The organism is Salegentibacter agarivorans (genome assembly GCF_900113135.1).
GTDB classification, from domain to species: domain Bacteria; phylum Bacteroidota; class Bacteroidia; order Flavobacteriales; family Flavobacteriaceae; genus Salegentibacter; species Salegentibacter agarivorans.
Window position 1 is genome coordinate 167,673 of the sequence record NZ_FOOH01000002.1, and the last position, 23,384, is coordinate 191,056.

The window sequence follows — 23,384 nt, forward strand, 5'->3', positions numbered from 1 at the left end:
AAAAATTAAATAGGCTTATTGAAAGCATTTATAGCAATTTAAATGTAATTTGACTGGCTATTGTTTACATTTGAATAAATCAAAGATTATCATTCTAAAATTATAGTTTTAAATGAGCCAGAATGAGGTTATAGAGCAGATAAAAGCACAAAAGAAACTACCGAATTTAAAATTCAGTATAAAAGAGAAAACAGAGGCTTTTACAAATAACCTCTTTTACACGTTGTTTGATGAAGAAACACCGGTAGAAGAGAATATTATAAAACTGGGGAAAGATTTTGAAGAATTGGCAGATCTTGTTTGCTGGGAACCGAAAACTCCCTGCCGGGATATTTGGCAGGAATATTTAGACAGATTACCGGGAATTCTTGAGAAACTCAATAAAGATGCTCGTGCTATTTCAGAAAACGATCCCGCTGCAAACTCGCTGGAAGAGGTAATTTTATCTTACCCCGGCTTTTTCGCTATTGCTATTTATCGTTTTAGCCACGAGTTCTATAAATTCGGACTTCCTTTGGTTCCACGTTTAATGACAGAATGTGCCCATGGACTTACGGGAACCGATATTAATCCTGGGGCGAAAATAGGAACTCCATTTTTTATAGACCACGCTACAGGAGTGGTGATTGGGGAAACCGCAGTAATAGAAGATAATGTGAAAATTTACCAGGGAGTTACCCTGGGCGCCCTTTTTGTAGACCGTAACCTAAAAGATATAAAAAGGCATCCCACCATAGAAAAGAATGTTACTATTTATGCCAATGCTACTATTCTTGGTGGGGAAACGGTAATTGGTGCCAATAGTATTATTGGAGGAAATGTTTGGTTAACCGCTTCGGTACCTAAAAATTCTATGGTTTCCCATACACCTCAAATTAATATTAAAAAGACGAGTAAATAATGAACGATTCTATATTAGACCTAATAGGAAATACGCCTCTCGTAAAAGCGCAAACGCTTATTAAAAATCCTAAGGTTAAGCTATATTTTAAATTGGAAGGTCAAAATCCCGGCGGAAGCGTAAAAGATAGGGCCGCTTATAATATGATTAAAAGCGCATTAGACAGGGGAGATATTACGAAAGAAACCAAACTCATTGAAGCCACTAGTGGTAATACAGGAATTGCTCTGGCAATGATAGCCGGATTATTTAAACTGGATATAGAACTGGTAATGCCAGAAAATTCTACTATAGAAAGAGTACAAACTATGCGTGCTTATGGAGCAAAAGTTACGCTTACTGATGCAGATGGTGGTATTGAAGGAGCGCGCGATTATGCCGAAGAAAAAATGGCTGGTGGCGATTATTTTATGATTAACCAGTTTAGTAATAACGATAACTGGCAGGCGCATTATAATACTACAGGACCTGAAATTTGGAACGATACCAAACATAAAATCACCCACTTCGTATCCTCAATGGGAACCACGGGTACCATAATGGGAACATCTACTTATCTAAAAGAAAAAAACAAAGACATTCAAATTGTTGGAGTTCAACCCACGGACGATTCCCGTATTCCAGGAATTAGAAAATGGCCAGAAGCTTATTTACCCAAAATTTTTAAACCAGAGAGAGTTGATCGAATTTTGGAAGTAAGTGAAGATGAGGCCGTGACAATGACTAAAAAACTCGCTGTTGAAGAAGGAATTTTTGCCGGAATGAGCAGTGGAGGTGCTGCAGCTGCAGCAATTAGATTATGCAATGAGTTGGAAGAAGGGATTGTAGTAAGTATAATTTGCGATAGGGGAGACCGGTATTTGTCTTCAAATATTTTTGAATAAAAAATTACTCCGGAAGTTGAATGGTTTAATTTCCGGAGTATAAATTAAAAATTGGGTTATTCAACAATTGTTGCCACTGCCACGCCTGATGCGTCTCTGTTAATATTCATTTTTACAGTTTTACTTTTCTTACCATTTTCAAGCTTCACCTTGTAAAACTCCTTATTAATTTCTCCTCCAGCCCTGGAAAATGCTAAATGTTTTGTGCCAACAATGCTATAACCCTTGTTAGCTTTTAGAACACTTATCAAAGAATTATAAGGTAAATTTATATCGATAAATTTTTGGCTACTGGAAATAATTTCTCCCAGGTTATTATAAATAACTTTTAAATTCCCTTTATTGGTGATAAAAGTAACCTGATATGTATCGTATTCTTTATCGCGGTTGGCAGTAATAAAGTCCATAATGCTAAAATTTTGCCTGGCATATTTCATTGGGTTGGAATGAAATTGGCCTACATAATCTTCACTCACATTATAGGTTAATGAATTGGAAGATTCTTCAATTTCAAGGGATTTTGGATTTAAGTCCATTTTCAATTCGTCTAGCTTAATTACATTCTGTGAATATGCCATCCCTAAAAAGGCAATACAAAGTAAGCTTAAGATTAACTTTCTCATAATAATTTAATTTAGAGATTAATAAATAATTGTTCTCTAAAATTAATCGAGTATTACTTGAAGTAAAACTACTTAAGTATCACTAATATAATATTTAACAAAATTTAATTGAATAAATTTTTACTGGTTGGTCGCTTTCTTTATAAGTAGGGTTAAATTTATAACTTCCATCTTTTTTCTCCCTAATTTCAATATTCCTTCATGCTTAAATTCCTGGAAGTGCCTGTTTACTACAGCGCGGGTAGATCCTATTAAATTGGCAATTTCTTCATTAGACAGGTCATTAATAAATTCCAGCTTTTTTGATTCCTGATTTATATTCTTTAAAATTAGACTGGCTAGTCGAGCGGGAATTTCTAGAAGAGTGTGATTAACGGCATACTCTTCTATATTTAAAAGTTGTTTTCCTAAATAAGGGAGCAGTCTTTGGTTTAATATAGGATATTTAATTAACCACCGGCGTACAATTAATATAGGTGTAGATAACATTTTTACATCTTCTAAAGACTCATAATATAATTTGTGAGAGCAATCTTCAATTAAAGTTATAACATCAAAGAAGTCATTTTTTCTAAGTAAAAACAAAGTAAATTCCCGTCCAGTCCTTTTGTCTGTTTTAAAAACTTTTAAACGGCCCGAAATTATAATATGAAATTTATGTCTTAATTGATAACAGCTACTGCAGGTATGAGCTGGCCATTTTTCTATAATAAACTGGGAAGCAATCAATAGTAAAGATTCTTTATCAAAATCTTTGAAAAGAATACTGTTTTCAATGGTTTTTAATCCCAACGCATTTCCCTTTCCTTTTTGATTCATAATCAATTGTTTTGATTTATAAAACCTTCGGGAGGGAACAAAAAATGAATTCTAAAATTACTCATTTCCTAATTATTAAATTGTATTTCTGTCGTAAATATTTCTTTAAACCTAAGAAATCAGCTATTTTTGCAAACTTGCAGATCTGAAAAAAAATTATGGCGGTGGAAACCTTTGGAATAGAAGACAAAAAAGTTGACAAGGAACTTTATGACTATCAACAAAAAGATATAGACAAGATCTTTAATGTGATAGATAAGCATCCTGAACATTATAACCTGCTTTACCAATTACCTACAGGTGGTGGTAAAACGGTTATTTTTTCACAAATGGTGCGTGAATATATACAACGTACCGAAAAGAAAGTACTTATTCTAACTCATAGAATAGAATTGTGTAAGCAAACCTCCAATATGTTAGATGGGTTTGGCGTGCGTAATAAAATTATAAATTCCAAGGTTAAAGAATTACCAGATCAGGAAGACTATATGTGTTTTGTGGCTATGGTAGAAACCTTAAATAACCGCTTGCACGATGAAAAGCTGGAAATTAAAGATATTGGGCTTGTAATTATAGATGAGGCTCATTATAATTCTTTCCGGAAATTATTTAAATTTTTTGAGAAGTGTTTTATTCTTGGAGTAACGGCCACGCCGCTAAGCTCTAACATAAAATTACCTATGAAGGATAACTACCGCGAACTCATTGTAGGAGATTCTATAGGTTCACTTATTGAAAAAGGCTTTTTGGCCCGTGCAAATACCTATAGCTATAACGTAGGACTTACCAGTTTAAAAGTGGGAATGAATGGAGATTATACCGTAAAATCTTCAGAAGAGTTATATTCTAATATTTCCATGCAGGAAAAACTGCTTACAGCTTATTACGAACGCTCTAAGGGAAAGAAAACCCTTATTTTTAATAATGGTATTAATACTTCTATTGAAGTTTATGAGACTTTTAGAAATGCAGGTTTACCTATTCGGCATTTAGATAATACCACCAGTAAACAGGATAGAAGAGATATTTTAAAATGGTTTAAGCACACGCCTGATGCCATTGTAACTTCGGTAAGTATTCTTACCACCGGTTTTGATGAACCTACGGTAGAAACCATTGTATTGAACCGGGCTACAAAATCCCTAACGCTTTATTTTCAAATGATTGGTCGTGGCTCCAGGGTTTTACCGGGAAAATCTGAATTCAATGTGATAGATTTAGGTAATAACCTGGCTCGTTTTGGAGAGTGGAGTTCTCCAGTAGACTGGAAACAAATCTTTAGGGCTCCAGATTTCTATTTTGAAAATCTATTAAGTGATGAAGAAATTGAGCGTGAGTTTAAATACGTAATGCCTCCCGAAATAAGGGAGCAATTTTCTAATACCGAAGATGTAGATTTTGACGTTGAAGAAGCTTACGATAAAGTGATTAAAAAAGGATTAAAATCTAAAGCAGTCTTAGAATGGTCTATGGAGCAGCACGTAAAAATGTGCGTAGAAAATTCTGAAGATGTTTTTGATGCAAGAATCCTTGCAAAAGAGCTTAAAGATGATATTAGTTCTCGCATTAAGCAATATTCTTATTGTATAAGCAAGAGCACTAAAAATTACCGCGATTGGTTGGAAGAAGATTACTCCCGAAAATTGCGAATGGCCATTAATAAAGAATTTTAAGTGGTTTTTACGTCAAGTAAGTTTTTTCTTGATTATACTCCATATTAGTTGAAGTCAAAATACAAACTAATAGATCTCGTTGCGAAGATTTTCGAAGCGGGATTTTTTTCTGAACCTGCCTTAGGCGTCTGGCGGGTTCAGAATCTTTAAGAAGAAATAGAATTAATCGGTATCTGCAGATTTTACATCCCGCTCAATAAATTCCCTTTCCCTAACCGAGCCACCAACTACTATAGCTGCGCTAATTAACACCAGGTTTTTAATAATATACTGGCCTTCGGTAGTTAGCACAAATGGAAAATTTTCAAAGCAAACTTCAGGTAAAATAATAAAAGGTAAAAATGTTCCGGGCATTTGTAATACCAGTAAAACAATTGCCAGCCTTAGCGTGCGTTTAGAGAGTAAAAATACGCCTATTAAAACCTCCCAAACCCCTAAAAAAGGAATAAAAAATTCAGGATCAAACCAAAAAACAGTAGCAGCAATAAGTTCCTGCGCCGGGCTATCCCAAACCACTTTTAAAGCTCCAAACCAAATAAAATTTATGGCCAGTGAAAATCGTAAAATGGGTTTCCCATATTTATACATCCACTCGCTAATTTGGTAATCCAGTTTGCTGAATTTGGCAGTATTTTCTTTCATTTTTTTCCTTCTTGAAATTCAAAATTGCGGAATATTTACCTGCTTCAAAAGCACATCAGTAATTATAGGATTTATTTAACAGCGCTAAATTTTATTACAGCCATTTATTTATGAATTTTAAAGGAACCAATAAAAAATTATAATTATGAAAGATGACGGAAAGAAAAAAGCTTCCAAAAATAAGAAGCATGAAGACCTGGAAAAAAATCGGGAAGATGGCCAGGAACAGTTTTTAACCACCAACCAGGGCGTTAGAATTAATGATAATCAAAACTCTCTTAAAGCTGGAGACCGGGGCGCTTCTTTGCTGGAAGATTTTATTTTAAGAGAAAAAATCACCCATTTTGACCACGAAAGAATTCCAGAAAGAATAGTACACGCTCGCGGATCTGGAGCCCATGGATATTTCCAGGTATACGAATCTATGGAGAAATATACCAAAGCCGGTTTTTTACAGGATCCATCTAAGAAAACCCCGGTATTTACAAGATTTTCTACTGTGGCTGGATTTAAAGGTTCAACCGATTTAGCCCGGGATGTACGCGGTTTTTCAGTTAAATTTTATACCGAAGAAGGAAATTATGACCTGGTAGGAAATAATATCCCGGTGTTTTTTATCCAGGATGCTATAAAATTCCCAGATCTAATTCACGCTGTAAAGCCAGAACCACATAATGAAATTCCGCAGGCAGCTTCAGCACACGATACGTTTTGGGATTTTGTTTCCCTAATGCCAGAGTCTATGCATATGATTATGTGGGCTATGAGTGATAGGGCAATTCCAAGAAGTTTAAGAATGATGGAAGGTTTTGGCGTTCATACCTTTAGATTTGTAAATAAAGAGGGAAAAGGAACTTTTGTAAAATTCCACTGGAAACCATTGTTAGGAACTCACGGAGTTGCCTGGGACGAAGCACAAAAAATTTCAGGAAACGATCCCGATTTCCATAGAAGAGATCTTTGGGAAGCAATAGAAAACGGCCAGTTCCCAGAGTGGGAGTTAGGAGTTCAATTAATTCCTGAAGAAGATGAGCATAAATTTGATTTTGATCTTCTAGATGCTACAAAACTAGTTCCGGAAGAGATGGTGCCGGTAAAGAAAATTGGTAAAATGGTGCTAGACAGGAATCCCGATAATTTTTTTGCAGAAACCGAACAGGTAGCCTTCCACCCCGGCCATATTGTACCCGGAATAGACTTTACTAATGATCCGCTACTCCAGGGTAGGTTATTCTCTTATACCGATACCCAACTGAAGCGACTGGGAGGACCAAACTTTCACGAAATCCCAATTAACCGGCCAATTGCACCAATGCACAACAACCAGCGTGATGGGCATATGCGTCAGCAAATAAATAAAGGACAAACCAGTTACCAGCCAAATTCTTTAGGAAATGGCTGCCCATTCCAGGCCAAGATTGCAGAAGGCGGATTTGATAGTTATCCTGAAAAAGTTGATGCTAAAAAAGTACGTGAACGCAGCGAAAGTTTTAAAGATCATTTTAGCCAGGCTACTTTGTTCTTTAACAGCCAGAGTGAAGTTGAGCAGCAACACATTATTAATGCTTTCAGTTTTGAACTGGGAAAAGTAGATGTGGCAGAAGTAAGGGAAAGAGTACTTGGTTTATTAAACGAGGTAAGTAAAGAACTGGCAAAAGAAGTTGCATCTAATTTGGGAATGCCTGTACCAAAGAAAAAAACACAATTAAATCATGGAGTTCCTGCAGATTTTGATCCAGAACGTTATGAACCTACTAAGAGCAATCCGTCTTTAGATAAAGACCCTGCATTAAGTATGATGCGCAATGGATTTGGAAATATTGCAACCAGAAAAGTAGCGTTTTTATGCGCAGATGGTGTAGATGATAAATCGGTTAACGATATGAAGAAAGCCCTGGATAAAGAAGGGGCGATGGTAAAAATTCTTGGGCCAAATTCTACTGAAGTTAAAACCGCCGATGGTAAATCACTAAAAGTAGATGAAGCTTTTAGAACCAGTGCTTCTGTAGTATTTGACGCTTTTTATGTTCCGGCTGGTGAAAAAGCCCATATGGCACTGAAAAAAATTCCGAAAGCAATTCATTTTTTAAACGAAGGTTACAAGCATTGTAAACCAATTGCTACAGCCCAGGAAAACGGTTTAATTGAAGAAACTTATTTCTGGAATAAACTGGATAAGAAAAACCTTGCTGAAGATGGGGTGATTGTAGGAAAAGATAAATCATCAGAATTTATTAAAGCTATAGGACAACACCGTTTCTGGAAAAGAGAGGAAAAAGATAGTATTCCTGCATAATTTTTTCTGAAATATGTTATAAATATTGAGACTGTTTGAAAAGTTTTATAAGTCGTCATTCTGAATTTATTTCAGAATCTAAGATTTTATAATTTAAACAAATTATAAGCTGAAACAAGTTCAGCTTGACGGAATTAGACTTTTCAAACAGTCTCTTTTTTAATCCTTATCCTTTCCACCAAAAAGTCGTTTAAAAAAGCCTTTTTTTTCCTTTTTTTCTTCTTTTTCTGGTTTTTTGGTTTCATCTTTATCACCACCTCCAAAAAGTCGCTTAAAGAAACCATCGCGTTTTTCAGGATCGCAATTCATCATTTCTTTAATTTCAACAGAAAGAGGTGCAAATCTTGCCTGTGTAATATCATTAAAGTCGGGGTCGTTATTCATTTTCTGCATTAATTTTGCAAAAACCGGTAAAGCCGAATTAGCACCCTGCCCAATATAAGTGTTTCTAAACCCAATTCTGTGATCGTCAGCTCCTACCCAGGTTACGGCTAGAAGATTTGGGGTTATTCCCACAAACCAACCATCTTTGTTATTTTGGGTAGTTCCCGTTTTTCCAGCAATATCGTTTCTTAATCCGTAAGTTGTTCTTAACCTGGTTGCTGTACCTTCATTTACCGTGGCTTTCATCATTTCTATCATGATCTTCCTGTTGGTTTCAGAAAGACTTCTGTTATCAGAAATTTCAGGTTTAAATTCGGCTAAAATATTGCCCTCGCCATCTTCTATTTTAGTGATATAAAAAGCTTTGCTGGTTTTTCCGTTATTTGCAAAAGGAGTGTAAGCTTCGGTTAATTCGGTTAAATTTAAAGAGGCAGTTCCCAGTGCAATAGAGGGCACTCGGGGTAAATCTGATTTAATTCCCATTGCTTTAGCCTGGTTCACAACATTTTCAATACCAGTTTCCATAAGCACTTTAACCGCAATGGTATTCATAGACTTACTTAATGCTTCTTTTAAATTGTAATTCATATGCGGATCTTCTTCTTCGCTACCGGAGTTTGAAGGGGTCCATCCCTTTGCATAAGTGACCTCCCGGGCCGAAAAATATTCACAGGGTTCTATACCGTTTTCTAAAGCCGCGGTGTACACAAAAGGCTTAAACGTAGAGCCTACCTGGCGCTTACTTTGGGAAACATGGTCATACTGAAAATGTTCAAAATTTACCCCGCCAACCCAGGCCTGTACAGCCCCGGTTTGTGGGGTTACCACCAACATTCCCGCATTAAGGAACTTGAGATAATGGGCAACACTATCTCGTGTACTTATATTTTTGGTTTCTGTACCTTCATAACTGAATAATTCAGTTGGATGTTCCTGGGTTAAAACATCCATAATTTCAGTCTCACTACGACCTTCTTTCTCAAGATTTTTCCAGGCTGAAGTTCTTTTTAAAGCATCGTTTACAATTTCACGGTTGGTTAACCATGGCGCTGCGCTTCCCCAGGCATCCTCGTGTTGTTTTTGTAAATTTTGTAAATGTCCTTTTAAGGCTTCTTCAGCTAAAGTTTGCATTTTTACATCCAGGGTAGTGTGCACACTCAAACCGTCCCGGTAAATATTGAATTTCTTTCCGTCTTTATTTTTAAGCGTATCCAGAATTTTACTTACATCTTTTCTAACCTGTTCCCTAAAATATGGCGCAAGCCCTTTATCGTGACTGTAATTTTTATAATTTAATACCAATTCGAGTTGCTTGGCTTCCTGTACTTCTTCTTCAGTTAAATATCCATATTTTCCCATTTGTTCGAGAACCACGTCCCGGCGTAACCGACTTCTTTCAGGAAAAATCCTTGGATTATACGAATGGGAAGCTTTTAAAGTTCCTACCAAAACCGCAGCTTCTTCAAGATTTATTTCTGAAGTATGCTTTCCAAAAAATTTCATAGAAGCACTCTCAATTCCGAAAGTGTTGTCACTAAAAGGAACGGTATTAAAATAGAGCCTGATAATTTCTTCTTTTGAATAAATATCTTCCAGTCTTTTGGCAATAATGGCCTCCTGGAATTTATTTACCACAATCCCTAAAGCACCGTAATCTTTTCTTCCGTAGATATTTTTGGCTAATTGAAGACTAATGGTACTCCCGCCGCCGGCCGAATCATCCTGAAGCAGAATTGATTTAAAAACAACACGTAATAAACTTCGATTATCGATTCCATCATGTTCAAAAAACCGTGCATCTTCGGTAGCCACAAGGGCATTTATTAAATGGGTTGGGAGTTCTTTATAGGTGATAGGTTGCCTATCAAACACATAAAATTTGCCAATAAGATCTCCGTTTTTGGCAAGAACTTCGGTTGCCCTGTTTTGTTTAAGCTCTTTTAATTCGGTAGAGGAGGGGAGTTGGCCCCAGGCTCCAAAATAAATACTTGCAAAAAACAGAAAAAATAGAGCAAAAAGGCTTAGAAGTATTATTAGAGCCCATTTTATTTTGGGAAATTTTTTAATCTTGTTTAGCATAGGAGGTTTAATTGATACAAATAAACAAATACCATACAAACCAAAATTAAATTTTAAAGATATTTTAAGTTTTTTTAAAATTCAGACATTCAGCAATATCCAAATCTTTGAAAATAAAAAGCCGGCTACTTTTTAAGGTGCCGGCTAAGGTTTACTGAGTTCCATAAGGCGAATGTTTTTAAGGTTAACTCATAGGTCTAAGGTTCAAACACCAGGTGTTCCTGGTAAAATTTTCACGGAACTTGTTACGGGGTTTTTTCCCAAAAACCTGGGGCTCTCGCGTACTTCCACAGTTTAAATTAATATACTCCTGAATTTTCATTGTGTTAAGTTTAAAGGTAACGGCGTTTAATTTCCCAGTTACTACGATTATTGGACTTACTTTGATTTAAAAATGAACGAAGGTTTACTGAATTTTTCATGATTTCTAATTTTTAGTGATTATTTTAAATAACGTCTTTTACTGGTCCAGGTACTTTTAGAGTTCTTCTTTTCCTGGTTAAAAAATGGTCGGCTAATTGTTTCAAAAGTTTTCATAATTTCTAAAATTTAAAGGTTTATATCTAATAGACTCCATTGAATTTGGTTTGTTACAGTACTATGCTATAAATAGTACTAAATTAACTTACTTTTAACAAATAGGGGGTTTTTAGGGGAAGTTTCGGCCGGTATTTTTTGGTAATTTTAAAATCTGGGTGTTAATAATATTTAATTATGGTGGCAGACTTTAATATTAAACCTATTTTAGAAATCAACTTGGAGCGAGTTATATGAAATTGAATAAAATAGTAATTGGTATTGTGGTAGGGGTGTTCATTCTCGCCGGGTGCATTTTCTGGGCTTTTAAAAATAACAGTTACTTATCTTTTGACGACGATAATAAGACCTATACTATTGAGGAGAAATGGAATTTACCCCCAATCCTGCAGGAAATATCAGGCATAAGCTACCTTGGGAATAACGAGGTTGCCTGCATTCAGGATGAAGATGGGATGATTTTTATTTTCAATATAGAAACCTCAAAAATCACATCCAGGATTTCTTTTGGGGAAAGCGGTGATTATGAAGATATAACAGTAATAGAAGACACGGCTTATGTTGTAAGAAGTGATGGTAAAATTTTTAAAGTAGCCGGTTTTAGGGAAAATAATCCCGAAATAAATACTTATCAAATATCTGGATTAGATAGTAATGGCATTGAAAGCCTGGAATTTGATGCTAAAAATAAGCGCTTATTATTTGCGGTTAAAGAATACAACAATAGAAAAGAAACCAAAGGAATTTATACCTTTAATCTTACTATCCAAAAAGTAAATAAGGAACGACTCTTCACTTTAGACGGGCGCGATGAAATTTACCAAAATCTAAGAGGGGGGAAGTCTTCCCAAATTATTAGACCCTCTTCTATAAGGTTTCATCCAACTACCGGTGAATTATATATTTTAGAAGGAAATCAGCCAAAATTAATCATTCTGGACCAGGATGGAAACGAGGCGAAAATTCATCTTCTTGATCCTGAAACTTTTCCCCAGCCTGAAGGTCTTGCTTTTGATGAGGAAAATAGGCTATATATTTCTAATGAAAGTAGGAGACAACCCGCAAATATTTTGAGAGTTAAACTAAACGATTAAATAAATTCTATGCCCGAATCTATTGAAACTACCTCCGTAAAAAAAAGTAAAGCCCCACTAATTGTTTCTGGAATTATAATAGCTGCTTTGATAGCGGCTTATTTCTTTATTCCCGGGGTAAGGGAATTTTTCTCCAACGCCTGGGAGGTGTTAACCAGTAACGATGAAGAGCGTATCACCCAGTGGGTTTCCCAATTTGGGTGGTTGGGCCCAACAATACTTATCCTGGCTATGGTGGCGCAAATGTTTTTAATCGTGATTCCATCAGTGGCTTTAATGGTAGTTTCAATACTGGCTTATGGGCCTTTTTTTGGAAGTCTAATTATTTTCGCAGCTATTTTTTCGGCTTCTAGCGTAGGATATTTTATAGGTCGTTATTTTGGGCCGGTAATTGTTCAAAAGTTAATAGGCCCAAAAAACGAAAATAAAATTGAGGATTTTATTGATGATTATGGCTTTTGGGCGGTAATCGTTACCAGAATAAATCCTTTTCTTTCTAACGATGCCATTAGCTTTGTGGGAGGAATTCTTAAAATGGGTTACTGGCGTTTTATTGGTGCAACCCTTGTAGGTATTGCCCCGCTCACTATTTTTATTGCAATTATAGGTAAAAGCACCGATGGCCTAAAAACCGGACTTCTCTGGGGATCTATTGTAAGTTTGGTTATTTTTATTTTATACGTGTGGTGGGATAAGAAAAAGCGCAAAAAATAGGAGGGAAGCAGTGGTTTTAAGAAATCGTAAATTATTTATTCGCTTCAAATTAAGTAATTTAATTTCTATCACTTATCTTTGTAGAAGTTTAAGCAGTGTCCTAACCAGGATTCTTTACATTTATTGAAGATTAATGGCATTACAAGCCGGGTTACTACCACAAAAATCTTCAGGAAAAAAATTCAAGCTTACTCACTCAATTACTAATTAAAATTAATTAATGGGCAAATCGCAGCAGACATTCAGTAAAACTGAAAAAGAAAAAAAGAAAATAAAAAAGCGTAAAGAAAAAGAGGCTAAGAAGCAGGAGCGCAAAGAGAACTCTAACAAAGGCGGTAATTTTGAAGATATGATCGCTTATGTAGATGCTGATGGAAATCTTACCGACACTCCACCAGATCCTTCTCAAAAAGTTGAAGTTGAAGCCGAAAGTATAGAAATTGGTGTTCCTAAGAAAGAGGATATGCCAGAAGAAGATCCGCAAAGAAACGGAAAGGTCTCATTTTTTGATCATTCTAAAGGTTTCGGGTTTATTATAGATTCAGAAAACAACGAAAAATATTTTGTTCACGTTACCGGATTAATCGATGAGATTGACGAAAACGACAAGGTAACTTTTGAACTGGAACGAGGAATGAAAGGTATGAACGCTGTTCGCGTTAAGCAACAGTAAACTTTCGAACAAACTTTCGAGGTATTTAGAGTATAAATTATTTAATTTTTATACGCTAGCCATTTAAGTATAAAACCTCAATTATCGAGTAATTCTCAACACCCATAAAAGGTTCGGTAATCTTTAATTATTGCTGAACCTTTCTTTTTTATCTTTCCTAACGGGGGTGTTTCCCCTTAAAGTCTGGTTTAAGGCTTTATTATTTCAATTAACATGCAAACTAAGAATTTACAGGAAATCCTTGACAAATTGGAGATTTCCCAGCTTAATGCTATGCAGCAGGAAGCTTTTAAAACTATTGCCGAAAACCAAAATACGGTGCTACTCTCGCCAACAGGATCGGGAAAAACCCTGGCATTCCTATTACCCTTACTTGAGATATTAGATCCAGACCTGGCAGAAGTGCAGGCTTTGATTTTAGTGCCTTCTCGTGAACTCGCTATTCAAATTGAACAGGTTACCCGCGAAATGGGTGCCGGTTTTAAAGCAAACGCTGTTTACGGCGGCAGAGCTTTTTCTAAAGATAAAATAGAATTGCAACACGCCCCCGCCATTTTAATAGGTACGCCCGGCCGGGTTGCCGATCATTTTAGAAGGGAAACTTTCTCCACCAAAAATATTAAAGCGCTGGTTTTAGATGAATTTGATAAATCTTTAGAAGTAGGTTTTGAAAACGAAATGAAAGAAATTATTGGGGAGCTTACGGGTTTAGATAAACGCATCCTGACTTCAGCAACGCAAAATATTGATATTCCGGGTTTTGTAGGTCTTAAAAATCCGAAGCGAGTAGATTATTTAAAAGGAGAACAGCCATCCCTGGAAATTAAAACCATACAGGTAAATCCAAAAACCAAATTGCAAAGCCTTGTAAAATTACTTTCTGAAAATGCTGAAGGCTCAGGAATTATTTTTTGCAATTTAAAAGATAGTATAGCTGAAGTAAGTGATTTCCTGGGTGAAAATAATATTAAGCACGGAATTTTTTCTGGCGGGATGGAGCAAAAAGACCGGGAAAGATCACTTATTAAATTTAGAAATGGAACGCATCGAATTTTGATCGCTACCGATCTTGCTGCGCGTGGCATAGATGTGCCCGAGATAGATTTTATAATTCATTATCAATTACCCTTTAAGGCTTCAGAGTTTACCCATAGAAATGGGCGTACAGCGAGAATGCACCAGGAGGGAATTGCTTACGTACTTTCAGATAGAAGAACCCTTCCAGATTTTATTAAATCAAATGATTATGTAATTCACAATAAGAAACACAATACCGATGTAGTTGAAAAGACTACCTTGTTTATTTCGGGAGGAAGAAAAGATAAAATTTCAAAAGGAGATATCGCTGGACTTTTCTTAAAGCAGGGGAATCTTAAAAAAGAAGAACTGGGACTTATAGAACTGAAACAGGATTGCGCATTTGTGGCTGTTCCAAATGAAAAAGCTGAAGAACTTATTTCAACGCTTAACAATTCCAGGCTTAAAAAGAAAAAAGTAAGAGTGCGTTATATTTAAATATGGAATCCAAACAACCTAATAATCCGTTACACGGTGTTAAACTTGCCGAAATTTTAGAATTTCTGGTAGCAAAATATGGCTGGGAAGAAATGGGGAAACGCATCAATATTAAATGTTTTACGCAAGATCCCTCTATAAAATCCAGCTTAAAGTTTTTACGAAAAACGCCCTGGGCAAGAACCAAAGTAGAGAATCTATACCTTGAATCGCTTTAAGTACTGAATTTCCCTATTTTTACCATTAATGCGGATATCCGTAAAATTAATTCAATAATTACAGATATCTTTGATATTTCGGTTTTGAGGTAAAATCGGAAATTTCGCTAGATATTTTGATGAGAAGCATTCTACAATGGTTAAGATTTAATGGATTAAAGCTGGTAATAGCTTTAATTGCTGGTTTGGTTACTTACCATTTGCTCAACTGGATGTACCTTTTAAAGTTTTAGAGAAAATAAAGGAAAAGGGTAGGAGAATAACCTATTTATTATCCGATAAAAAGGAGTAGTTTTGCCGCTTATTTAAAATAAGAAAAATGAAGCGTGTAAATCAATATAAAAAGCTCTTTAATGTTGAAAAAGAGATAGACCTTAAAGAACTTAAAACCAGTTACCGAAACCTGGTGAAAGAATGGCATCCCGATAAATTTAGGGAAACCGACGAGAAGCACGCCGAAGCCGAAATTAAGAGCAAAGAGATTATAGATGGCTATCACTTTTTGGTAAGCATTGCGCCACAAACTCGCGAAGCCAACCTTGAAGAATATAACCGCACTATAAACGAAGCCGGAATTGCAGATTACCAGCACAAAGGAAACCTACTGGAAATCTCTTTTACCAACGGTACTACCTACGAATATTTTGGAGTGAACAAGAAGCTTTTTATGAAGTTCATCAGTTCAGACAAACAAGTGAGATTTGCGAAAAGAAATATTTATAGTTCTTTTTTATATAGAAAATCTAAGAAAGATCTTGAGTTGGAAACAGCTTAATTAGATTTTAGGCATAAAAAGAGGCTGCTTGAAAGATCTATTTCCGTCAAGCTGAACTCGTTTTAGCTTCTAATATGAAATTAATTATAATCATGTTAGATTCTGAAACGAGTTCAGGATGACGGGTTAAAAACTTTCAAACAGCCTTCTTTCTTATTCAATTATAGTAAACTACCTCGATAAATTACATCGAGTCTTCAGAATCTTCACCGGAAGATTGAGCAATTACATCCTTAATAGATTGATGCCCTTTTTCAATCCCATCGTGTTCCGATTTGATTTCGTCCTGTTCACTCATAATACGTTCGTGAGTTTTTTGCATTTCGTCAAGTTGCGCTTTTTTCTCATCGGTGCTTAAAGAACCGTATTCTTTATTAAGCTCGTTATGACTTCTAATCATTTCTTCGTGAGAAGCCAGGGTAACCTGGTGGTCTCTAATTTGCCCTTCAAGCTCTGCCAGTTTTTCTAATTGGGTAGAATCTTCCAATTGTTCGAGTCCGCGTAATTCCTGTGATACCTGGTTATGATTGTTCATTAATTCCTGGTGCTTTTGCCTAAGCTCTTCGTGGGTACTCACAATACTATCATTGGCCTTTGTTAATTCCTGTTGTTGCTTTTCCAAATCCTTATTGGCATTATCGTTACAACTTGTAAAACCTATAGCTACAAGGGCTAAAATCATTACAAAATTTCTCATACTCTTAGTTTTTTGGTTTAAGTAATCTAAATTATAAAAAAGGAGAGGAGATAATTTTAATTTGCTGTTAAATAAATGAGGATAATTTATTTGATAAGAGGATGGAGCGGATCTTACTAAAGATTTATTTTTAAACCTGGTTGTATAGAGTGCGATAATTTAAAAGTGTGTATGCCATTTTTGAAAGGGAAGTAGTGGCACCGCTAGCTTTTTTATGGGTGTAGGCTAATGATTACTCAATGGTTAGTATAGTAATAAATTCTTATATTTAGTACTTTAAGTAATCAGTGATGCAGCATTAATAATACATTGAACAAAATTGTTTCTGTAAATTCATTTTGTCTCTAGTACTTATCTAGATGTTTAAGTTTATTAAAATTTAATAAACTGTTTCCAAAACTCACCGTTAAAATATGGATTACCCCTTTTTTTCAGGATTAATACAAAACGTAGCATTGCTTTTGGTTTTCAGTTTTTTATATGCCACAAAGTGGATTGATTCTACCCATTCTAAAAAATTACTCCCCAATGTTTTTGCAGGTATTATTGTTGGGGGCATTGGGGTTCTCCTAATGTTTACGCCCTGGACGTATCAACCAGGACATTATTTTGATCTACGAACAATTTTATTGGCAATAGCCGGCTTATACCTTGGAGCTGTACCCACCATTATTGCCATTTTAATTATAGCAGCTTACCGCTTGTATCTTGGTGGGGATTATGTAATAGCAGGAGTTGGCCTCATTATAATTTCGGGTTTGTTAGGTATTGGGTGGAAATATTTTCAACAAAGGCTAGGGGTCAAAAACAGCATAGTATCTTTATATCTTTTGGGTGTGATAGTGCACGTGTGTATGTTAATTCTGCCCATATTTATACCTATAGAGGGGGCTCTGGCTCTTGTAGAGTTTATGGCTTTGCCTATTTTAATTATATACCCAGTTATCACCGTACTTCTTGGACTGTTAATGAACCGGCAATTAAAAGTTTGGAGAAACCGAAAAGAAAAAGATAGGTTATATGAATCTGAGCAGCGATTTACTAAAATGATGCTGGACATTAATATGGTTTTTATAAATCTTGATATCGACAGCAAGATCATTTTTTGTAATGACTATTTACTTTCAATTACCGGGTATACCGAGGAAGAGCTTATTGGCAAAAACACTGTTGATATTTTTGTGCCTGAAGATGAAAAAGAAACTACGGAAAAAGGTCTTAAAGAATTATTTGAAAATAACAGAAGCCTACATCATTTTGAAAGTAAGATACTCACAAAAGACAATAAAGAACTTTATATCTCCTGGTACAATTCGGTAATTACCGATGACTACGGAAAAATAAAGGGTATAGCCAGTTTAGGAGAGAATATTACAGAGAAAAAAGCCACACTCAATAATCTAAAAGAAGCAAAGGAAAAAGCAGAAGAGAGTAATCGCTTAAAAAGTGTTTTTCTACAAAATATAAGTCACGAAATTCGTACTCCTATTAATGCAATTATGGGTACTATAGACCTATTGAAAGAATCATCGGAGAAAGAGGTTCGTGAAAAGTATTATGAAGTATTACGATTAAGTGGTACGAGATTACTCTCTACTATCAATGATCTAATAGATATTTCCCAGGTGGAAACCCGGCAAATAAAGGTCAATAAATCTAACTTTAATCTTTCTGAAATAATAGCGAATCACCTAAATGTGGCGACGCCTATAGCTGGTAAAAAGAATAACAAAATAGTATGTACCAGCAAATATCTTCATACCAATACCATGCTTTATACCGATAAAAATATGCTTACCAGCATTTTTATCAATTTGTTGAGTAATGCTAATAAGTTTACTGCAGACGGAATTATTGAATTTGGAAGTTTAGATGAACACGGTAATATTGTTTTTTATGTAAAAGATAATGGTATAGGAATTCCGGAAAACCGAATTGATGTTATTTTCGATCGGTTTGTACAGGCAGATTCGAGTTTAAGTCGCCCACACGAAGGTTCTGGTTTGGGCTTATCAATAGCCAAAGCTTATGCCGAAATGCTTGGGGGTAATATATGGGTAGAATCTGAAGAAGATAAAGGCAGCACCTTCTATTTTAGCATTCCTAAAGATGAAGTCACTACCACAACAACCCATACCAATAAAGAGAATAACGAAATAACCCAGCTACCAAACCATAAGATTTTAATTGCTGAAGATGATAAATTGAATTATTTAATTCTGAAAAAGATCGTCGAAAATATGGGGGTAACCAATATTCTACATGCAGAAAATGGTTTAGAAGCAGTTGAAATGGTTAAAAAAGATACTGAAATCTCTTTGGTGCTCATGGACATAAAAATGCCAAAAATGAGTGGCGAAGAAGCAATTCAAAAATAAGAATTTTTAATCCAACTATTCCTATTATTGCCCAAACGGCATTCGCCATGCCTAATGACAGGGACAAGTTTATTGAGATTGGGAGTAATGATTATATTCCAAAGCCAATTGATAAAAACGAATTGAAGCGACTTTTGAAAAAATATCTTCCAGCTCACAGTACGATATGACTAATAGATATAAAAAAGAACTATAATTTATATTATGTAAAATAGAATATTTTAGAGCTGAAACTTATCTTTCATTTAGAACCTACTCCTCTTCTTCTAACTCACTTAACCTTCCCTGGTAAGATATAAACGAACGCTGGCTGCTATTCACCCTGGTATTTACATCTCCTTCAGGAAAAATATTTATTGAAAAATCCAGATTCTCAGTATCCTGGTCGGTAGAAAATTTTATTATTTGGGAATTATTCTTTCCGCTGCTAATTTCAAAATCCTGTAACGGGCCGTTATAAATTATGCCGCCTTCATTATTATAACCACCGCCAGAAAAACGTTCACCAAAAAATGGCAGAAATAAATTCACAGAATCTTTTTTAAAGCGTATAAAATTAGTATTTCCTATCAGGTTAATTCTACCACCAGACATCGGGTTGAGCCAATCGTGCTCAATTTCAAATTCCATGCTTTCAATTAAAGCTTTGGTTTCAGCAATTTTAGTAGTATCAGCACTACTACCACAACTTTGCAGTACAATTAGAGCAAAAATAATAGTTAAATATTTGATTTTAAGGTTCATAATCAACTTTATAAGATTCTTAGCTTAAGATACAATCTTTAACTTTTTATTACTCTTAAAAGACTTTTAAATTCGTAGTTCACAAATTTTTCCAAGCTATTTTATTGATAAATATAGTTCTAATTTATCTTCAACTAAAAAATAAGTTTATGCACTTAAAAATATTCTTAAACCTTTGCTAAGAATCACTTAATTGATTTGGGTACTTAGAGAATTATGGGTTTATTGGTACTACTAAAATAAACTTATTTATGGAAGCAATATATCAGTTCGTAAAACTCGATAAAAGCGAATCACTACAGGAGTTCGCTCAAAAAAAATTAGATAAACTGGAGAATAAATATGACTGGATCGTGAAAGCCCAGGTGTATTTTAAAAAGGAAGAAGTCCAGGATCCTAAAGGTTATATTTGTAATATTAAATTGAGTGCTCCCGGGCCTCAAATTTTTGCCGAATCTAACGAAAACTCTTTTGAAGCTGCAACCTCTGAAACTATTAGAGATTTGGAACGGCAGTTATCAAAAAGAAAAGGCCAAATGAAAACACATTCAAACTAAGAATATTTTCAGTTTAATTCATAAAAAACCCTGATGTAACTCACATCAGGGTTTTTTTCGTCCTACAATTGTTTCAGAAACCAGGTAGATAATAATCAGAATATCCAGAAGTGAATTCGGGAATATCAATTTTTATTTTGTTTCGGCTTCTTCAGCATCTTTGGCTTGATCTTCACCAAGTTCGTTTGCTTCAATACGTTCTTTAAACTCATTAATAATTCCACCTTTTAGTAAAATATTAATTTGTCTGTCGCTCATACTGTGTTTTGTTTCAAACTCCAGTTTATCACCATTTGCTTTTCTAACAATTACCTTAATATTATTTCGGTTTATGATATCTTCCCGCAGGTTTCTAAAAATTATTTGATCGTCCTGATCTATTTTTTCATAATCTGCGATGTCTAAAAATTCCAACGGAAGAATACCAAAATTCACCAGGTTTTGCCAGGCAATTCTTGCATAACTATTTGCAATTACCGCTACCTGTCCTAAATATTTTGGGGCAATTGCCGCGTGCTCCCTACTGGAACCTTGCGCATAATTATCTTTAGCAACTACAATATGGCCGCCGTGTTCTCCTTTAGCTTTCATTGCACGATCATAAAAACTTTCGTCAATAACCGTGTAAGAAAATTTACTAATTTCTGGCAGGTTACTTCTAAATGGCAGTACCTCTGCTCCTGCTTTTAAAATTTCATCGGTAGAAATATTATCACCCATTTTCAGCATAACCGGTACGCTGTATTTATCCTGCATAGGCTCAATATATGGGAGCGATTTAATATTTGGACCTTTTTGAAGTTCAACTTTAGAACCATCTTCTGGAGGAGCAACCAGCATATCTTCTTTAATAATCTGAAATTCGGGATATTCAAATTTAGGATACTTCATATTATAAAGCTTTTCCATATCCCTTGGATCGGTAATTTTTCCTGTTAAAGCTGAAGCTGCTGCTGTTTCTGGACTACATAAATGTACCTGGTCATCTTTTGTACCGGAACGATCTGGGAAGTTTCTGGGCATAGTACGCAAACTAATAGTTCCAGATGCCGGTGCCTGTCCCATTCCTATACAACCCATACATCCTGACTGGTGAAAACGCGCTCCTGCCTTGATTAAGTTCGCAAAAGCTCTATTTTCTATCATATTCTGAATAATTTGCCTTGAAGTTGGGTTAATATCAAAAGAAACATCACTACTAACCGATTTATCTTCTACTATAGCACCTGCCACCCAGAAATCTCTTAAACCGGGATTGGCTGAAGAACCAATAACTACCTGGCTAATTGATTTTCCTGCAACCTCCCTCACTGGAACAACATTTCCAGGACTGGTTGGTAAGGCAATTAAGGGAACCAGTTCATCTAAAATTATTTCTTCGTGAAGATCGTATTCACAACCTTCATCGGCTACCAATTCTCTCCAATCATCTTCACGTTCCTGAGATTTTAGAAATCTTTTTGTCTCGTTATCACTTGGGAAAACGGTGGTGGTAGCACCAAGTTCAGCACCCATATTGGCAATCACGTGACGATCCATAGCACTTAAATTCTTAAGTCCGTCGCCATAATATTCTATTACTTTGCCAACTCCGCCTTTTACATCGTGACGGCGAAGCATTTCAAGAATAACATCTTTAGCACTTACCCAGTCTGGTAATTTTCCGGTAAGTTTTACGCCCCAAACTTTTGGCATTTTCACGAAATATGGTTGTCCTGCAATCGCTGCCGCAACGTCAAGTCCACCAGTACCAATGGCCAGCATTCCTAAAGAACCTGCAGCCGGAGTGTGGCTATCTGAACCTACCATAGTTTTACCCGGTTTCCCAAAGCGTTCCATATGTACTGGATGGCTTACACCGTTTCCGGGTCTACTATACCAAAGTCCGAATTTTTGCGCTGCCGAAAGTAAAAACAAGTGGTCATCGGCATTTTTAAAGTCGGTTTGTAGCAGGTTGTGATCTACATATTGCACGGCTACCTCGGTTTGAGCTTTTTCGAGCCCCATAGCTTCAAGCTCTAATTGTACCAGTGTTCCCGTAGCATCCTGCAGTAATGCCTGATCTATTTTTATTCCTATTTCCTTTCCGGGAATCATTTCTCCCTTGAGCAAATGTTCTTTAATTAATTTTTGAGTTACGTTTAATTTAGACATAGTTGGTTATTTTTAAGCTTTAAAATATTACAATTTATAAGAACAAAGGGTGCGTTTAACAATATCTTATATCTTCTACCCTGCCCTAAATACTTAATGTTTAGCGGATATTGAAAACTTTAAACATTAAAAAAGCCACAAATAGAGAAGGTTCTCTTCTTTATTTATGGCTTCAAAAAAAGCTGTTTGAAAAATAGCTGTTGTAATATTCTGAATCTAAGTTGTAAATATTCAACGGGCTACTTTCGAAACAGCTTAATTATATTTTTAACTTCTGCTTAAAGCGTTTAAAATATCGGTTTGCTGACCTTCTTCAATATTGAAACCGGGTTTTCCTTTTCTTGGAAATAAATAGGCAAATTCTTCATCAAAAGCACTCCAGCTTCCTGCCAATCCAAAATCGTCGTTAGATTTATCCATTTTTGGTCTTTTAAAGGTATTTAAATTTGAATTATATGGAGAGCCTTCGGCATCTTCACCCGGGAATAACATTCCATCGTTTACTTCAGAATAAATAACTACTGAAGCGCCACCGTTTCCTGGAAGATCAAAAACTTTTAAACCAAAATCTTTTAAAACTCCTTTGCGTTCTGTTATATCTTTGGTTTTAAAACTGTCTTTAAAATTGTTGCGTGGATGTGCAAAAATTGGTGCGCCACCGGCATCTTCAGAAATTGTCTTTAGATCGGCATAAGCATCTTTTAAAATAGCATCGCAGGTAATTAAAATACCTTTTATTTTATACCCATCGGTTACCAGCTTTTTTATAGCATCTTTAGAAGATTTTTCAACTACATCAATAAGCAGTATATCCTGCCTGTTTATATGTCTAATAGCGTAACCCTGGTTAAAAACGCCATCTTTTTCTTCACCTTTAATAATAAATGTGTCTGGGATTAACTTTAAAAATTTACCGGTTTCACCTTTTTCAACAAATTCGGCACTTTGGCTGTGCAGCACTTCCATCTTATCAACAGTCTTCATAATCAAAATCGTTTTAAATTAGTTGTTTCAAGATACAAATAAG

At 35.5% G+C, this 23,384-nt stretch carries 19 protein-coding genes and 1 pseudogene; 12 read left to right on the forward strand and 8 right to left on the reverse strand.

Annotated elements, in window-relative coordinates:
* Positions 1–112: 112 nt before the first annotated feature.
* Together epsC and cysM are read left to right on the forward strand one after the other, a co-directional pair.
* Complete coding sequence (gene epsC / locus BM084_RS02775) at positions 113–901, forward strand: serine O-acetyltransferase EpsC (RefSeq protein WP_093302663.1); 789 nt, start codon at positions 113–115, stop codon at positions 899–901.
* Positions 901–1,785 carry a cysteine synthase CysM gene (gene cysM / locus BM084_RS02780; protein WP_075326825.1) on the forward strand — a complete coding sequence of 295 codons (885 nt, stop codon included), beginning with the start codon at positions 901–903 and terminating at the stop codon, positions 1,783–1,785. Before epsC ends, cysM begins: the two co-directional genes overlap by 1 nt.
* 56 nt (positions 1,786–1,841) lie before the next feature.
* Here the strand turns inward: cysM and BM084_RS02785 are convergent, their stop codons facing one another.
* Both BM084_RS02785 and BM084_RS02790 read right to left on the reverse strand, forming a co-directional pair.
* On the reverse strand, positions 1,842–2,408 hold the full coding sequence (locus tag BM084_RS02785) for a hypothetical protein (protein ID WP_143083615.1): 567 nt from the start codon (positions 2,406–2,408) through the stop codon (positions 1,842–1,844).
* A 120-nt stretch (positions 2,409–2,528) separates the two neighbouring features.
* Positions 2,529–3,227, reverse strand: a complete 699-nt coding sequence (locus tag BM084_RS02790) for a Crp/Fnr family transcriptional regulator (RefSeq protein WP_093302665.1) — start codon at positions 3,225–3,227, stop codon at positions 2,529–2,531.
* 158 nt (positions 3,228–3,385) lie between these two features.
* Between BM084_RS02790 and BM084_RS02795 the strand changes: the two genes are divergently transcribed.
* Complete coding sequence (locus BM084_RS02795; protein ID WP_075326828.1) at positions 3,386–4,900, forward strand: DEAD/DEAH box helicase; 1,515 nt, start codon at positions 3,386–3,388, stop codon at positions 4,898–4,900.
* Between the two features lie 162 nt (positions 4,901–5,062).
* Here the strand turns inward: BM084_RS02795 and BM084_RS02800 are convergent, their stop codons facing one another.
* Positions 5,063–5,542, reverse strand: coding sequence for a hypothetical protein (locus BM084_RS02800; RefSeq protein WP_093302668.1), 480 nt, complete (start codon positions 5,540–5,542; stop codon positions 5,063–5,065).
* 145 nt (positions 5,543–5,687) lie between these two features.
* Here BM084_RS02800 and katE point away from each other — a divergent pair, with 145 nt between their 5' ends.
* A complete protein-coding gene (katE, locus tag BM084_RS02805) occupies positions 5,688–7,838 on the forward strand; it encodes a catalase HPII (protein ID WP_093302670.1) in 2,151 nt (716 codons plus the stop codon).
* A gap of 159 nt (positions 7,839–7,997) precedes the next feature.
* On the opposite strand, the gene BM084_RS02810 is transcribed toward katE, so the two are convergent.
* Entirely contained in the window at positions 7,998–10,301 is a 2,304-nt protein-coding gene (locus tag BM084_RS02810; protein ID WP_093302673.1) for a transglycosylase domain-containing protein, read from the reverse strand.
* A 770-nt stretch (positions 10,302–11,071) separates the two neighbouring features.
* Between BM084_RS02810 and BM084_RS02815 the strand changes: the two genes are divergently transcribed.
* The 6 genes from BM084_RS02815 (at position 11,072) to BM084_RS02840 (ending at position 15,827) form a co-directional block, all read left to right on the forward strand.
* Complete coding sequence (locus BM084_RS02815; RefSeq protein WP_075326832.1) at positions 11,072–11,932, forward strand: SdiA-regulated domain-containing protein; 861 nt, start codon at positions 11,072–11,074, stop codon at positions 11,930–11,932.
* A gap of 9 nt (positions 11,933–11,941) precedes the next feature.
* Positions 11,942–12,646 carry a TVP38/TMEM64 family protein gene (locus BM084_RS02820; protein ID WP_075326833.1) on the forward strand — a complete coding sequence of 235 codons (705 nt, stop codon included), beginning with the start codon at positions 11,942–11,944 and terminating at the stop codon, positions 12,644–12,646.
* A 220-nt stretch (positions 12,647–12,866) separates the two neighbouring features.
* Entirely contained in the window at positions 12,867–13,319 is a 453-nt protein-coding gene (locus BM084_RS02825) for a cold-shock protein (RefSeq protein WP_037321592.1), read from the forward strand.
* Between the two features lie 213 nt (positions 13,320–13,532).
* Positions 13,533–14,834, forward strand: coding sequence for a DEAD/DEAH box helicase (locus tag BM084_RS02830; RefSeq protein WP_075326834.1), 1,302 nt, complete (start codon positions 13,533–13,535; stop codon positions 14,832–14,834).
* 2 nt (positions 14,835–14,836) lie between these two features.
* The gene (locus tag BM084_RS02835) at positions 14,837–15,052 is read left to right on the forward strand and encodes a VF530 family protein (RefSeq protein WP_075326835.1); all 216 of its coding nucleotides are present in this window, start codon (positions 14,837–14,839) and stop codon (positions 15,050–15,052) included.
* A gap of 319 nt (positions 15,053–15,371) precedes the next feature.
* Positions 15,372–15,827, forward strand: a complete 456-nt coding sequence (locus BM084_RS02840) for a KTSC domain-containing protein (protein ID WP_075326836.1) — start codon at positions 15,372–15,374, stop codon at positions 15,825–15,827.
* A 184-nt stretch (positions 15,828–16,011) separates the two neighbouring features.
* Here the strand turns inward: BM084_RS02840 and BM084_RS02845 are convergent, their stop codons facing one another.
* Positions 16,012–16,524, reverse strand: a complete 513-nt coding sequence (locus BM084_RS02845) for a hypothetical protein (RefSeq protein ID WP_075326837.1) — start codon at positions 16,522–16,524, stop codon at positions 16,012–16,014.
* Between the two features lie 413 nt (positions 16,525–16,937).
* Here BM084_RS02845 and BM084_RS02850 point away from each other — a divergent pair.
* Positions 16,938–19,072: pseudogene (locus tag BM084_RS02850) on the forward strand (LytS/YhcK type 5TM receptor domain-containing protein).
* 82 nt (positions 19,073–19,154) lie between these two features.
* Here the strand turns inward: BM084_RS02850 and BM084_RS02860 are convergent.
* The gene (locus tag BM084_RS02860; protein WP_075326839.1) at positions 19,155–19,646 is read right to left on the reverse strand and encodes a DUF4251 domain-containing protein; all 492 of its coding nucleotides are present in this window, start codon (positions 19,644–19,646) and stop codon (positions 19,155–19,157) included.
* A 251-nt stretch (positions 19,647–19,897) separates the two neighbouring features.
* On the opposite strand from BM084_RS02860, the gene hpf reads away from it, so the two are divergent.
* Positions 19,898–20,203 carry a ribosome hibernation-promoting factor, HPF/YfiA family gene (gene hpf, locus BM084_RS02865; RefSeq protein ID WP_075326840.1) on the forward strand — a complete coding sequence of 102 codons (306 nt, stop codon included), beginning with the start codon at positions 19,898–19,900 and terminating at the stop codon, positions 20,201–20,203.
* Positions 20,204–20,335: 132 nt separating this feature from the next.
* Here hpf and BM084_RS02870 read toward each other — a convergent pair whose 3' ends face one another.
* Both BM084_RS02870 and BM084_RS02875 read right to left on the reverse strand, forming a co-directional pair.
* The gene (locus BM084_RS02870) at positions 20,336–22,357 is read right to left on the reverse strand and encodes an aconitate hydratase (RefSeq protein WP_075326841.1); all 2,022 of its coding nucleotides are present in this window, start codon (positions 22,355–22,357) and stop codon (positions 20,336–20,338) included.
* A 267-nt stretch (positions 22,358–22,624) separates the two neighbouring features.
* Positions 22,625–23,341 carry a hypothetical protein gene (locus tag BM084_RS02875; RefSeq protein ID WP_075326842.1) on the reverse strand — a complete coding sequence of 239 codons (717 nt, stop codon included), beginning with the start codon at positions 23,339–23,341 and terminating at the stop codon, positions 22,625–22,627.
* Positions 23,342–23,384 lie beyond the last annotated feature (43 nt).

What these genes read in the sequence shown, in the direction of transcription:
- epsC (WP_093302663.1), top strand. Translation starts at nt 113, where the DNA reads ATGAGCCAGAATGAGGTTATAGAGCAGATAAAAGCACAAAAGAAACTA.
- cysM (WP_075326825.1), top strand. Translation starts at nt 901, where the DNA reads ATGAACGATTCTATATTAGACCTAATAGGAAATACGCCTCTCGTAAAA.
- BM084_RS02785 (WP_143083615.1), bottom strand. Translation starts at nt 2,408, where the DNA reads ATGAGAAAGTTAATCTTAAGCTTACTTTGTATTGCCTTTTTAGGGATG.
- BM084_RS02790 (WP_093302665.1), bottom strand. Translation starts at nt 3,227, where the DNA reads ATGAATCAAAAAGGAAAGGGAAATGCGTTGGGATTAAAAACCATTGAA.
- BM084_RS02795 (WP_075326828.1), top strand. Translation starts at nt 3,386, where the DNA reads ATGGCGGTGGAAACCTTTGGAATAGAAGACAAAAAAGTTGACAAGGAA.
- BM084_RS02800 (WP_093302668.1), bottom strand. Translation starts at nt 5,542, where the DNA reads ATGAAAGAAAATACTGCCAAATTCAGCAAACTGGATTACCAAATTAGC.
- katE (WP_093302670.1), top strand. Translation starts at nt 5,688, where the DNA reads ATGAAAGATGACGGAAAGAAAAAAGCTTCCAAAAATAAGAAGCATGAA.
- BM084_RS02810 (WP_093302673.1), bottom strand. Translation starts at nt 10,301, where the DNA reads ATGCTAAACAAGATTAAAAAATTTCCCAAAATAAAATGGGCTCTAATA.
- BM084_RS02815 (WP_075326832.1), top strand. Translation starts at nt 11,072, where the DNA reads ATGAAATTGAATAAAATAGTAATTGGTATTGTGGTAGGGGTGTTCATT.
- BM084_RS02820 (WP_075326833.1), top strand. Translation starts at nt 11,942, where the DNA reads ATGCCCGAATCTATTGAAACTACCTCCGTAAAAAAAAGTAAAGCCCCA.
- BM084_RS02825 (WP_037321592.1), top strand. Translation starts at nt 12,867, where the DNA reads ATGGGCAAATCGCAGCAGACATTCAGTAAAACTGAAAAAGAAAAAAAG.
- BM084_RS02830 (WP_075326834.1), top strand. Translation starts at nt 13,533, where the DNA reads ATGCAAACTAAGAATTTACAGGAAATCCTTGACAAATTGGAGATTTCC.
- BM084_RS02835 (WP_075326835.1), top strand. Translation starts at nt 14,837, where the DNA reads ATGGAATCCAAACAACCTAATAATCCGTTACACGGTGTTAAACTTGCC.
- BM084_RS02840 (WP_075326836.1), top strand. Translation starts at nt 15,372, where the DNA reads ATGAAGCGTGTAAATCAATATAAAAAGCTCTTTAATGTTGAAAAAGAG.
- BM084_RS02845 (WP_075326837.1), bottom strand. Translation starts at nt 16,524, where the DNA reads ATGAGAAATTTTGTAATGATTTTAGCCCTTGTAGCTATAGGTTTTACA.
- BM084_RS02860 (WP_075326839.1), bottom strand. Translation starts at nt 19,646, where the DNA reads ATGAACCTTAAAATCAAATATTTAACTATTATTTTTGCTCTAATTGTA.
- hpf (WP_075326840.1), top strand. Translation starts at nt 19,898, where the DNA reads ATGGAAGCAATATATCAGTTCGTAAAACTCGATAAAAGCGAATCACTA.
- BM084_RS02870 (WP_075326841.1), bottom strand. Translation starts at nt 22,357, where the DNA reads ATGTCTAAATTAAACGTAACTCAAAAATTAATTAAAGAACATTTGCTC.
- BM084_RS02875 (WP_075326842.1), bottom strand. Translation starts at nt 23,341, where the DNA reads ATGAAGACTGTTGATAAGATGGAAGTGCTGCACAGCCAAAGTGCCGAA.